General features: G+C 58.4%; 7 protein-coding genes and 2 pseudogenes. 4 read left to right on the top strand and 5 right to left on the bottom strand.

Annotation, left to right across the window (positions count from 1 at the left end; all coding sequences use genetic code 11):
• The first annotated feature begins 789 nt into the window (after positions 1-789).
• The 3 genes from ML_RS05560 to ML_RS18810 all read left to right on the top strand — a co-directional run bounded on the left by ML_RS05560 (position 790) and on the right by ML_RS18810 (position 5,171).
• Complete coding sequence (locus ML_RS05560; protein WP_010908139.1) at positions 790-1,941, top strand: metallophosphoesterase family protein; 1,152 nt, start codon at positions 790-792, stop codon at positions 1,939-1,941.
• A complete protein-coding gene (locus ML_RS05565) occupies positions 1,938-4,559 on the top strand; it encodes an AAA family ATPase (RefSeq protein ID WP_010908140.1) in 2,622 nt (873 codons plus the stop codon). The genes ML_RS05560 and ML_RS05565 overlap by 4 nt, the downstream gene beginning before the upstream one ends.
• 357 nt (positions 4,560-4,916) lie before the next feature.
• Positions 4,917-5,171 (top strand): hypothetical protein, encoded by a 255-nt coding sequence (locus ML_RS18810; protein ID WP_414085530.1) that lies wholly within the window; start codon positions 4,917-4,919, stop codon positions 5,169-5,171.
• 575 nt (positions 5,172-5,746) lie between these two features.
• On the opposite strand, the gene ML_RS05575 is transcribed toward ML_RS18810, so the two are convergent.
• The 4 genes from ML_RS05575 to ML_RS05590 are packed head-to-tail and all read right to left on the bottom strand — an operon-like array spanning position 5,747 to position 11,116.
• On the bottom strand, positions 5,747-7,414 hold the full coding sequence (locus ML_RS05575) for an ABC transporter family substrate-binding protein (protein WP_041323775.1): 1,668 nt from the start codon (positions 7,412-7,414) through the stop codon (positions 5,747-5,749).
• 2 nt (positions 7,415-7,416) lie between these two features.
• Positions 7,417-9,246 (bottom strand): dipeptide ABC transporter ATP-binding protein, encoded by a 1,830-nt coding sequence (locus ML_RS05580; protein WP_010908142.1) that lies wholly within the window; start codon positions 9,244-9,246, stop codon positions 7,417-7,419.
• Positions 9,243-10,118, bottom strand: a complete 876-nt coding sequence (locus tag ML_RS05585; protein WP_172591961.1) for an ABC transporter permease — start codon at positions 10,116-10,118, stop codon at positions 9,243-9,245. The genes ML_RS05580 and ML_RS05585 overlap by 4 nt, the downstream gene beginning before the upstream one ends.
• A gap of 20 nt (positions 10,119-10,138) precedes the next feature.
• A complete protein-coding gene (locus ML_RS05590; RefSeq protein ID WP_010908144.1) occupies positions 10,139-11,116 on the bottom strand; it encodes an ABC transporter permease in 978 nt (325 codons plus the stop codon).
• A gap of 257 nt (positions 11,117-11,373) precedes the next feature.
• Here ML_RS05590 and ML_RS15640 point away from each other — a divergent pair.
• A pseudogene (locus ML_RS15640) lies at positions 11,374-11,805 on the top strand (beta-class carbonic anhydrase).
• A gap of 202 nt (positions 11,806-12,007) precedes the next feature.
• Here ML_RS15640 and ML_RS18815 read toward each other — a convergent pair.
• Positions 12,008-12,241, bottom strand: a pseudogene (locus ML_RS18815) (hotdog domain-containing protein); the annotation flags it as partial.
• Positions 12,242-13,496: the final 1,255 nt, after the last annotated feature.

Consider the following 13,496-nt stretch of genomic DNA (forward strand, 5'->3'; position numbering starts at 1 on the left):
TGCTTGTCCAAGGTTAGTTAGCGTCGCCGTGCGCGGTCGTTGTTGCTATAGGTGCCATCTGGGTTGAGGCAGTCGGCCAGCTCGGCCAGTTGTTCGGGACGAAAATCGTTGTCTTGCTTGTCCTTATTGATTTCAATACCCTACAATGGGTCGTTCTGTCCGCTCAGCCGGGCAGTTGGTGGCACATGGGTGGGATCATCGCGACTTGGATACTGCCGAGCCGTCTGGCGCGCTGCGCTGTGGCTGTGGTGGCCAGTGCGGGTGTCAGCGCTTCGCCGATGATTGGCGGCCTACCGGATACGTCGGCACGCTTCGGCACCGCTGATCAGTGTCTACTTGTCGATCGCGTGCGAGAGCGTGCTGTCCAGCTCTTCGGGGGTGGCTTGGTGGGCAATGAAATTGATCAGTGGATGCCGCACTGCGGGCAACCGACGGCGCACGCGCTAGCAACGCTCCAACAACGTCAACCGTTCCGGTCTGGTCAACGCGTCGACGTCCAGCGCAGTCGCCCTGTCCAACGCATCAAACGCAGCTGTGATCGCTTTCCAGTTAACAACCGCACCGATCTCATAGTTGCAAAACTAATGGAGCGCACTGACAGAAAATACCCATAGAAAACTATAGTGACACAAGTGATCTCGGTGACTGCAGTGGCTTGTTGCGGTGAATCGCAGCCGCCCGCCGCGCAGAGCACACCCAACCTGCCGGGTGAGGTCCCGCGACTTGCCAGGGTGGCACCTTAGACTCACGTTGTTTTTACAGCTACGCAAATTGCTCAGGGGAGACGGAATGCGATTCCTGCACACCGCCGACTGGCAGCTCGGCATGACTCGGCACTTCCTTGCCGGTGATGCCCAACCGCGGTACTCGGCGGCCCGCCGCGACGCGGTGGCCGGGCTCGGTGCGTTGGCTGCGGAAGTAGGTGCCGAGTTTGTCGTGGTGGCTGGTGACGTCTTCGAACACAACCAACTCGCGCCGCAGGTGGTCAGCCAATCATTGGAGGCCATACGCGCCATCGGTATTCCGGTTTACCTGCTGCCAGGCAACCACGATCCGCTGGACGCGTCGTCGGTGTACACCAGCGCGCTGTTTACCGCCGAATGCCCGGATAACATCAATGTGCTTGACCGGGCCGGTGTCCATCAGGTTCGGCCCGGACTCGAGATCGTCGCTGCGCCATGGCGGTCCAAGGCCCCGACCACGGACCTGGTCGCCGAGATGTTGGGGGGATTGACGGCGGACATCGTCACGCGCGTGCTCGTTGCTCACGGCAGTATCGACGTGTTTGACCCGGATCGCGACAAACCCTCCCTGATCCGACTCGCTGGGATCGACGATGCGCTGGCCGGCGGCGCGGTGCACTACGTGGCCCTAGGAGACAGGCATTCGCTCACCCAGGTCGGCAGCAGTGGTCGGGTGTGGTACTCCGGCTCCCCGGAAGTCACCAACTTTGACGACATCGAATCCAACTCTGGCCATGTCCTGGTCGTCGAGATCGATGAAAATGACCCGCGCCGCCCCGTCACCGTGACGGCCCGACATGTCGGTCATTGGCGGTTTTTCACATTGCATTGGCAGGTGGATAACGGCCGGGACATCGCGGATCTTGACATGAATCTAGATCAGATGATGGACAAGGACCGCAGTGTGGTAAGGCTCGCCCTGACCGGTTCGCTCACGATAACCGACCGCGCCGTGTTGGATGCTTGCCTGGACAGATATGCACGGCTATTCGCGTGGCTAGGTCTCTGGGAACGCCGCAGTGACTTAGCGGTGATACCCGCTGACGGCGAATTTACTGACATCGGCATCGGCGGGTTTGCGGCTGCCGCCGTCGACGAGCTGGTCGCTACCGCACGTGAAGGCGACACTGAATCGGCTATCGATGCCCAGGCGGCGCTGGCACTACTGTTGCGGCTCGCTGATCGGGGAGTGGCATGAAGCTGCATCGGCTGGCGTTGACGAATTACCGTGGTACCGCGCGCCGGGAGATTGAGTTTCCCGACCGCGGTGTGATTTTGGTGTGTGGAGCCAACGAGATTGGCAAGTCATCGATGATCGAAGCGTTAGACCTGTTACTGGAATTTCGGGACCGGTCGACGAAAAAGGAAGTCAAGCAAGTCAAGCCGGCTAACGCCGATATTGGCTCCGAGGTTTGCGCCGAAATTAGCAGCGGCACTTATCGCTTCGTCTATCGTAAGCGTTTTAATAAAAAATGCGAGACGGCATTGACGGTACTGGCACCGCACCGCGAACAACTAACCGGCGACGAAGCGCACGAGCGGGTCCGGGCGATGTTGGCTGAGACGGTCGACAACGATTTGTGGCATGCCCAACGGGTGCTGCAGGCGGCGTCGACCGCCGCGGTGGATCTGTCTGGCTGTGATGCGCTGTCACGTGCGCTTGACCTCGCCGCAGGTGACCACGCCGAGTTGTCCGGCACCGAGCCATTGCTTATCGAACGGATCGAAGCCGAGTATCGGCGCTACTTCACTTCGACCGGACGTCCTACCGGGGAGTGGGCTGTCGCGATTTCCCGACTATCCGACGCTGAGACTGCGGTGGGGGAGTGTGCCGCAGCGGTCGCCGAGGTTGACGACCGGGTGCGTCGTCATGCCGTTCTAACTGAACGTGTAGCCGGACTGGCGCAACAACGGTTCGCTGCTGGACCTCGGTTGGCCGTTGCTCAGGCCGCTGCCGACAAAGTCGCAGTTCTCACCCGCCAAGCGCGTGAAGCTGAGCTAGTTGCAGCAGCAGCAACCGCAACGAATGCCGCAGCAGTAGCTGCTCATACTTCGCGGCTGCGGCTGCTCGCCGAAATCGACACTCGCGCTGTCGTTCTTGCTGCCACTCAGGACGAAGCTCAAGAAGCCGTCGACGCGGTGTCGACGATGCGTGCTGATGCTGAGGCGTCTGATGCAGCAGTCGAGGAGTCTACTGAGGCCCTGATGGCTGCCCAACAGCGCGCTGATATCGCCCGGAGCACTGTCGACCAGCTCGTTGACCGTCAGGAGGCGGATCGGTTGAGCACCCGGCTGGCCAAAATCGACGCCATCCAGGGTGAGCGCGACCTAATCTGCGCCGAGTTATCTGCGGTCACGTTGACCGAGCAGTTATTGCAGCGTATTGAAAATGCCGCAGCCATAGTGGATCGCACTGGTGAACAGCTGAAGTTGATCTCGGCGGCGGTGGAATTCACAGCCACCGCTGACATTGAAATCAGCGTTGGTCAGCAACGAGTGTCTTTGGAGGCAGGACAAAGCTGGTCGACAACAGCCACCGGACCCACCGAAGTCGAGGTTCTCGGTGTTCTGACTGCTTGCGTGATACCTGGTGCTACAGCACTCGATGCTCAGTCCAAATACGTTGCAGCACAAGAAGAGCTATCCGTAGCTCTGGCTGACGGTGGTGTCGTTGATCTTGCTGCAGCGCGATGCGCCAACCAGCGGCGCCGTGAATTGCAAAGTAGCCTTGATCAGTTGAGTGCTGCTCTGGCCGGCGTGTGTGGTGATGATCAGATCGACCAATTGCGGGCACGGCTGGAGCAGTTACGTGACGGTTACCCTGGTGAACCTGATCTCTTAGCGGTGGACATCGGTTCTGCCCGTGCCGAACTCGAAGCGGCCGAGACGGTTCGTGCGGCCGTCGACTTTGAACGCGAGGTTTGTCGTCGTACCGCAGCGGCTGCAAATTGCCGTCTTGTCGAAACATCAGCTCGGGCAAATTTTTTATTGAAAAAAGCGGAAACTCAACGAGCCGAACTCGATCAGGACATCGACCAGTTGGCCCAGCAGCGGGCGTCAGTCAGCGATGAAGACCTGGCGTCGGCTGCGGAAGCCGGGCTGCGGGCGGTGCAAATAGCAGAGCAACGGGTCGCCAAGCTGACTGAGGAGTTGGTCGCCGCGGAACCGGAAGCGGTGACCGCCGAATTGGTGGCTGCCACTGCGGCAGCCGAGTCGTTGCGTGATCAACACGAAGATGCTGCTGGCGCATTGCGTGAGATCAGCATCGAACTCTCGGTCTTCGGTACTGAGGGGAGGCAAGGCAAGCTCGACACCGCCGAGGCGGAGCGTGAACACGCGATCAGCCAGCACACGCAGATCGGCCGTCGAGCGCGGGCCGCACAGTTGCTGCGTTCGGTAATGGCACGCCACCGTGACACCACACGGCTGCGTTACGTCGAGCCTTACCGCACAGAATTGCAACGGCTGGGCCGACCGGTGTTTGGGCCCACTTTCGAGGTCGACATCGACAGTGACTTGCGGATCCGCAGCCGCACCCTTGACGGCATTACGGTGCCTTTCGAGTCCCTGTCAGGCGGCGCCAAAGAGCAACTCGGCATCCTGGCGCGGTTCGCCGGCGCCACCTTAGTTGCCAAGGAAGATAACGTTCCGGTGGTGGTCGACGATGCGCTGGGATTCACCGATCCGGACCGGTTGGCCAAGATGGGGGAGATGTTTGACACCGTGGGTGCACACGGACAGGTGATCGTGCTGACATGTAGTCCCGACCGATACGATGGCTTCACGGGAGCGCACCGTATCGATCTCAACGTTTAACTGTTCAGCACCGCTCCGCTCAGCTTACCTCTGCTCAGAAGATGGTGGACGATCTCTGCAGAATAGGACCAATGGTGGTCCGACCTCGATAAGGATGAACGCCAAGCGCCGGATGCGCGAAAAGCTAGCAGGACTGCCCGGCGAGATCGGTGCGTCGGCCGATCTCGTCGGGCAGTGCCGAAGGGTTTGATCTGCACTACGTGCGCACCAGCTGCAAGTTTGCGTACCCGCTGGTAATCATCCCGGGAGGGGCGTATACAAAGGGACAAAGGGCAGTGGTGTCGGGACGCCGCTGTCGGTATCGATGTCATCATGATCGAACCACCGTGGGTGTAGGGATGTTACGCCACGACGACTTTGGGGGCTGACCTACTGCCCCAAGTACTCACCGTCAATCAGGTCGTCGACTATGTTGCCGCGGTGCTTGATGACGCCCAGGTGAACTTGGCTGTCATCTACAGCACCTATACCGCGGCGGGATTTGGTATCCGTTATTTTGGCAAGGTGCCCGCGATGATCTTCGATTCGCCGTTATCGTTATTGTCGTGGGGTGATATCGTGGTGGTGCGCGATGCCACTCCTTACGGCAGGGTTTCTCTGCTCGATGGCTAGCTCGACCTGTTGCTCAGTGGTCCAATTATTGTGGCAGCTACTGTCCTGGTTTGTCACGGTTGCTAACCGCACGGTACCATACCATTACGAAATCGACTTGGTTAACCGCATCGCATTCCGCGATCTCGATTACGCCGTTGAACCTGATAGCTTTCTGCTAGAATTTGCCGCAGCGATACGTGAAAAAGCTACCAACGTGGCTGCTTTTGAGGACGAGCTGTGTAACTTGGTGACCGAATTGCCGAAATTCGTTTGGCCGACGATGGTTGTTTTCCGATGGCCGTCATTTCGTCACACCACATGCGGTGGCCAAGGTGTGTCGTGTCGCTGTTGCCGAATGCAGTGCTGTTGGCGCTCTCGACTATCGCACATAGTGTGTCGGACTTTCGTGTACCCGCGGCACTTGTCCATCGCCGACGGGGTATGACGTGGCGAATTCAACGGCTTGGCCAGCCAGTCGGCGACGCTGGATGTGTTCCCGACGTGTCCGGTCGTGCGGTTGCTGTGGAAGGTGATCGACCTGGCTGCCGCAGTTGAGGGTGCTCTGCCGGCGATAATGTCGCTGCGCAGCCGCCTCAGTTCTGCATGAATCCGATGGCGGTGTAGTTCAGGTCGCCGAAGCCGGCCGCGCCAAAGTTGGCCAGCGTGCTGCGTACGGCGACGTCGCCCGGAGATTGGGTGAGCGGCAAGCTGAACCCTTCGGCCCAGAGCAGCTTGTCGACTTCGTTGGCCAACGCGCGCGCCTTAGCGGGATCTAGTTCGGCCAGCGTTCGCTCGATCGCGGCGTCTACTGCCGGGCTACTGATCTTGCCGAAATTGCTCTCTCCGTCGGATTGATAAATCTGGGTGAGCGCTGACAGTGGGAATGCGTCGCCGACCCAGCCGAACTGCACGATATCGAAAGCTCCCACGTTGACGTAGTTGGTGAAGAAGCCGCTGCCGGCTTTGGCTTGGAGTTCAAGTTTGACGCCGATTTGCGCGAGGCTGTGCTGGGCGAGCTGAGCAAACTCTCGGCTGCCTTGCGCATCGTAGAACAGATAGCGGATGACTAGTTGACGGCCGTCCTTCTCCCGGAATTGACCATTGAGCTTCCAGCCCAGGGCATCGAGCTCGTGTTGCGCCTGCTCCGGGTCGTAGCCGACAACGCCACTGTTGTCCTGGTAGCCTTCCTGCCCGTCGACGTAGACGTGGTTGTTCAACGGCTCGGGATTGTTGGCTAAGCCGTACTGAACTACCTTGGCGATGGTCCGCCGGTCGATGCCTTTGGACACTGCGAGGCGCAGCCCTTGGTCGGCTAGGATGGACCCAACGGCTCCGTTGAAGGTGAAGTGAGACCAGCGGGGGGCCGGGGTGCGCCGGATAGAGATGCCGTTGGTGCGCTGTGCGGTGGTCAGCTGGTCTAGCGTGCCGACTCCGGTCGCATCGATCGTGTTGTTTTGCAACGCTGGTAGCCGTGCGGCGTCATCGAGGACCAAGTAGGTAATGCTGTCCAGGCGGGGTGGTGTCCCCCACCATTTCGGGTTGTGGGTCAACACGATTCGTTGTGTGGTTCGATCCAGTGATGACACAATAAACGGACCGGCTGACGGGCCTGGTCTGTCGAGCTGGCCCTTGTTGAACGCTTCGGGTGTGGCGGTCATTGTGGCGGGCAGCAGCATGCCATTACCGGCGAACATGCCGCGCCATTCGGCGTATGGCTGGGCGAAGGTCACGATGGCCTGCCGATCGTTGGCGCCGGGGCGTATTGATGCTACTCGCTCGCAGCCGTTGGTTCCGGCGATCTCGAATGCTTTATTCTTGCCGCTATTGGCGTGGATCTGGCGGTCGATGTCTCTCCAAGTGATCGGCGTGCCGTCGGACCAGACCGCCTTTGGATTGATGGTGTAGGTGACCACTTGCGGGGAAGTGCTAGTGAGTTTGATGCTGGTGAAGTAGTTGGTGTCGACAGTCGTCGAACCGTCAGTACCGATGATGAACGCTCGTGGCATGGTGGCCTTCATCATTGAGGTGACCTCGGCGTTGTTGCCATCGATGTGCAGGATGTTGAAGTTTGCCGGGAAGTCGGTCAGTGCCAGCCGCAAGTTTCCGCCATCTTTTAGCGTGGCCGGATCCTGGGGGTTGATATCGCTGGTTTTGCCGAGCGCAGCGTTACTTGCTGCAGAGGGGACAAGGCGGTTGCTTGCGGAGCATCCGGTCAGGATCAGGCCGACCACCAGCAACGCCGCGACGATCCTGCTAAGCATAATCACCCGACCTCTGGTCGTGGTATCGCGCCCAGCAGCCGCCGCGTGTAATCGTGCTGCGGATTGCGGAAGACATCGTGGCTGTCGCCTTGCTCGACAATGGTACCGGCGAGCATCACGGCGACTTGATGTGCGAGATGTTTAATCACCGAAAGGTCGTGGGAAACAAACAGGTACGACAGTCCTAACCGGTCTTGGAGGTCAAGTAACAGGTTGATGATGCCAGCTTGGATAGATACGTCGAGTGCGGACACCGGTTCGTCGAATGCCAGAATTTTGGGCTGCAATGCCAGCGCTCGCGCGATACCGATGCGCTGCTTCTGTCCTCCGGAGAACTCAGTAGGATAACGAGTTGCGTCGTCGCGGCGCAATCCCACAATGTCGAGCAGCTCAGCGACACGCATTTGAGTATAATTCTTGCTGAAACCATTTGCGTGCAAAGGCTCGGCGATTAGTTCGAAGACTGGTAGTCGCGGGTCCAGCGACGCGACTGGGTCTTGGAACACAACTTGGATGTTGCGTCGCATCGATCGTCGGCTTGCCCGGTTGAGGGTGGCTACATCGATGCCAAGCACTTCGATCGATCCTGATTGTGGTACAGCGAGTCTTAGGATCTCGTGCAGAGTCGTCGACTTACCTGATCCGGATTCACCTACGATGCCAAGGGTGCGACCCTGTTGCAGCTCGAAACTTACACCGTTGACTGCGCGGATTTCGCCGATAGCGCGGCGCAACCCCACACCCTTAGTTAGCCGGTATGTTTTCACTAGATCCCGTACCCGCACCACGACCGATGAATCGCTGGTTGCTGATGTGCGAGTGTCGGTGTTGATGCCGTAGATGTCGGCGGCACTACGCCCGCTGACCTGGTCGGTGCGGATGCAGGCTGTGCGGTGACCAGCCCTGACTTCGACCAATTCTGGTTCGCGCAATCTGCATTCGTCGACTACCAGTGGGCAGCGCGGTGCGAATGGGCATTCTTGCTGGAGGCCGGCCAACGAAGGGGGCGCACCGGGGATTGGAACTAGCCGGGTTCCCTGTGTAGCGTCCAACCGAGGTACCGAGCCCAACAGCCCTACGGTGTAGGGCATCTGGCGCTCCCGGTAGAGGGTACTTACTTGGGCTGACTCGACGACTCGGCCGGCGTACATTACCAGCGCTTGGTCGGCGAACTCGGTGACCACACCGAGGTCATGGGTTATGATGAGCACACCGGCGCCAGTGACGTCGCGCGCCGTCTTGAGCACTTCTAGGATCTGTGCTTGCACGGTGACGTCCAGCGCGGTGGTGGGCTCGTCGCAGATCAGCAAATCGGGGTCGTTGGCGATAGCGGTGGCTATGACCACTCGTTGCCGTTCACCACCGGACAATTCGTGCGGAAAGGCGCGAGCGCGACGATCTGGCTGCGTAATTCCAACTAGCTCAAGCAGTTCCACGGCGCGTCGGTGGGCAGCTTTCTTTCCCACTCGCGGCTGGTGCACCTTGATTGCCTCGGTGATCTGGTCACCAACGGTGTAGACCGGGGTTAGCGCAGACATCGGATCTTGGAACACGGTGCCAATCGCTTTGCCGCGAAACCGCGACATTGTCTTGTCGGCGAGTCCTACGAGTTCGGTGTTGTGTAGCCTAACCGAACCGCGCACCTGAGCGTATTCCGGAAGCAAGCCCACTACCGCCATCGCCGCCGCGGACTTACCCGAACCCGATTCACCGACCATGGCTACAACTTCTCCGGCGTTGATGCGATAGCTGATGCCGCGCACCGCGGTCACTGGTTCGCCATTTGTTTCGAACGTGACGGCCAGGTCAGTTACTTCCAGTAGAGGGCTCATCGCCGTAGGTGCTTGCTGACCGGGTCGAACGCATCGCGCAAACCATCGCCGGTAAGGTTGGCGCAAACCAGAATTACCACCAACACGCCGGCTGGAAACAAGAACACCCAAGGGAACGTGGTTGCGGACTGAGTGCCGTTGGCGATCAAAGTCCCTAAAGATACATCCGGCGGCTTAATGCCGAAACCGAGAAAGCTCAAACCAGTTTCGGCCAGGATGGCGGAGCCCACGTTGAGTGTGGCGTCGATAATCAAGATTGATGCCACGTTGGGTACCACGTGGCCAACGATCATACGACGGCTGGAGACGCCCATATACTTACCGGCACGGATGAATTCGCTTTTGCGCAAGCTCATGGTCATGCCGCGCACCATGCGAGAGCTGACCATCCAGCCAAAGCCGGCCAGTAGCAGAACGAGCAGCATAATGTTGTCCGAACTCTTGGTTTGGGGTGACATGATGGCGATGAGGACGAAACTGGGCACCACCAGCAATAGGTCGACCACCCACATCAGCACCCGATCCCGCCAGCGCCCGAAATAACCCGCGATCGACCCTACGGTGGCGGCGATGCTGGTCGATATAAGCGCCACACAGACACCGATCAACATAGATTTCTGCATTCCACGCAGTGTCTGTGCCAACAAGTCTTGCCCCAGCGCGTTAGTGCCCAGCCAGTGCCGGGTGTTCGGCGGCTGCAGCAGCGCGTTGAAATCAAGATCGTCGTAGGAATAGGGCAGCAGCGACGGCAGCAAATAGCAGGCGACGAACAGCAGTACTAACAGCATTAGAGACACCGACGCGGTTCGGTTGTGCGCAAACCGGCGCAGCACCAAGGTTTTCCGAGAAGCGAAATTTGTTTTCTCCGAAATGGATAGGCCCTCGGTGAGGGTCACGAAACTCGGACCCGCGGATCAAGTGCTGCATAGATGACATCGGAGAGCAGGCCGGCTAGCAGTATGACCGTGCCGAAGAAGATCGTGATGGCCGCGATGATATTGGTGTCCTGAGTAGCGACACCCTGCACCATCCATTCACCCATGCCGTGCCAGCCGAAGATCTTCTCGACGAACAAGGCTCCGGTGACCAGCCCGGCGACCCCATAAGCGAACAGGGTAGCCATCGGGATTAGTGCGGTGCGCAATCCGTGTTTCAGCAGTGCGCGTCGACGAGTGAGTCCTTTGGCGCGGGCCGCCCGAATGAAATCCTGGCTGAGGACGTCGAGCATCGCGTTGCGCTGATATCGGCTGTATCCAGCGGCACCAACCAGCGCCAGCGTTAGCGTGGGTAGGATCAAATGCCGCAACCGGTCGATTACGTGAGCCCACGCCCCACCGTAGACGCCTGGCGACGTTTCTCCGGTGTAGTCGAAGAGTTGGATGCCAAAGGCCCAGTTCACCCGCAGCGCGCTTAAGATCAACAGGTTGGCGATCACGAATGTCGGTGTGCTGAGCACCAGCAACGCCAGTAAGGTGACCACGCGGTCGCTGAGTTGGTACTGGCGGATAGCGCCCCATGCTCCGGCCGTCACGCCCAGTACCGTGCCTGTCAAGGAGCCAATGATCAGCAACCGCAGGCTGACTCCAACACGACGGCCCAGCGTAGAGCCCACCGGTTGTCCGGTGATGGTGGTGCCGAAATCGCCGCGTATGGCGTGCGACGCCCAGTTTGCGTAGCGAATCGGTATGGGCTTGTCCAAGCCGAGTGCATGGGCCTTGGCGTCAACCATGGCTTGCGGCGGGTGGGGACTGCGCTGCAGCAGGCTGTCCAGCGGCGCGAAAGCCATTGAAGTTAGGCAGTAGGTCAGAAACGATGCCAGCGCTAGCAGCACGACGTAGTTGAGTAATCGGCGCGCCAAAAAGCGCATCATGGCTGATCATCCCGCTCGTGTCGCATTGGTACAGATTAGCGAGTTAACAGGAATATAGTGACATCGCACAGCACTGCTGTAGTGGCCGGCGTCGCGCAGCACGACGGTGCCCCAGGCTGGACCATTCTAATCGAGCTGATGCTCATGCGTGAAATCCGAGTAATCAATTGTTAAAATCTATAGCGACATTGATCAGTATAGCAAATTCCATACTGCGATGCTAGAAGAAGTTTGCATGATGGCTACTAGATGATTATCTGGCTAACAATGTTAAATGTGCGAGCATCCTCTTAAGGTCGCTTCCGATGCTGTCGAGCAAACATGTCGCAGTGGTCGCATGTATGGATACGCGGCTTGACGTCTACCGCCTGCTGGCCCTCAACGAGGAGAGGCCCACGTCATCCGCTCGCTGGCTATCAGCCAGCGATTGCTCGGAACTCGGGAGATCATCCTGATTCACCACACCGACTGTGGGATGCTTACCTTCATCGATAATTTCAAGCACGTTATCCAGGACGAGACTGGATGTAAAACCGTCATGGGCGGCCGAGGCCTTCCCCGATGTAAAGGCAGACGTCTGCCAGGTCGTTGCTCCGCATCTGGGACAGTCCATTTGTGACCAAACATGTGTTCTTGCGTGGTTTTGTTTCGACGTCCCCAGCGGCAAACCCAATGAGGTTACGCTTTAGTCCGCAACGATAGAGCCCGAATAGCGGGGCGGAGCAAGCCAAGAAAATTTCTTCGATATTGCCTTCAGGATTGTATTATCCCTAAGCTACTACAATCCAGACGGCAATCTCGTCAATTGTTTGAATCCGTTTGATCTGTAGTGCGGCAACCGTACCAATTGATTACGCTCGGCAAGCGTGGATCACTAAGCCGGCCCATGCGTCAGCTGACCGTATAGATGGCAAGCGCCTTGGCGAGCAGTTTGGCCTTGTGGTTGACCAATGACCGGCCAAGCCGCAATATCTGGCCACTCTGATTACATCGGTGACTCGTGCTGGCGCAATTAAAGTCCAGTGTCATCGCCACCGTCCACGCCTTGGAGTTCAGGGGGGCTGCGCCACATCAGGCTGCCACCATGACGGTCAGATTGGCTAGGGTGGCGATGGCGTCGTCATGAAACCGTTGAGCTAATAGTTTTGAGTGGTAGCGTCGCGGCCAACATGCGAAATAACATCGACTTGGCATCGTCGCATAGGATGTGCGTAGCATCGAGCGCTCGCCGCAGTGGCGGCCGATGTGAACGTTGCGTGGTTCGTCGTGCAATCGATGCTGCGACTGGCCATCTCGTCTGCGGTGCTGCTCATTGCGGTCCAATTACTACCGCGCACCGGCAAATCCCGTTCCGGACAAGTCACCACTTCGCTTTACGGGGGTCCTTGCCATGAGTCACTGCCACAGGTGTAAGCTCAACGTAAATCTCATGTAGGGTCTTGTTATATGGCGCCTCGGCACACGATCACGAATTCGATGCCGGCTGCTTTAACGGGTGGGTGGTTTGGACTGGACATCTCTCGACGATTGACGGTGCCGCTACGTCGCGGGTTGCGCTAAGGTCGTTATTGGCAGCTACCGCTTCGTGCAGCAAGTCGTTAGCCAGTCGGCCACTACCGCACGTTCGAATTGGCTTTCCTTGCTAGCCAACATTTCGATATTTATCCCGTCTTCCCTTGCGCAAATGACGACGAGCTCCTGACGATCCCAGCGTCAACCGGTTCGACTGCAATGGTGATCGTGACAACGTGCGCCGGGGTGATTCATTTCGTCGACGATAGTCTTCGTCAGCGCTTCAGTACTGCTAACGACGATATACTGCATGGTCCATGCTCTCAATATATTTCACCGGAAAACTGATCATGACCGAATTGCCGATACTGTCCTCGTGCTCGCCATTCCACGATGCCTATGTCCTCCTGTATGAGCGTCAACTTTTGCCGATAACGACTTCTATCACGATGGCGTCACGAAGATCAACACTGAAATTTCGCAAGAGGAATCGTGGTGCACATGACCTGGCCGGATGATATGCAATACTCAAGCTATTCCCACAGTCCAATACGGCCATAGAAGTACCGATACGCTACCCCTAATCCAGTCTATGACCTTATCATCGACATCACCCGGATGATCGAGTGGAGCCCGGAGTGTTATCGGTGCGAGTAGCTGTACGGGGCCACTACGGTGGCCCCGGGAGCTCGATTTTGCAGGTACAACCGGCTCGGCCGGGTGAAATGTGAAAGAACTGTAGTAATTAGCTACCCGAACCGGGGTCGAGAATTCACCGTCACGACCGTCAACTACGGCACGGGTCGTGAAGAAACGCGTTGACGCTACACGATGGAGTTGTCATCCTTCGGAACGTTGCTCACCGAAT

The organism is Mycobacterium leprae TN, assembly GCF_000195855.1.
In the GTDB taxonomy this organism is placed as follows: Bacteria; Actinomycetota; Actinomycetes; order Mycobacteriales; family Mycobacteriaceae; genus Mycobacterium; species Mycobacterium leprae.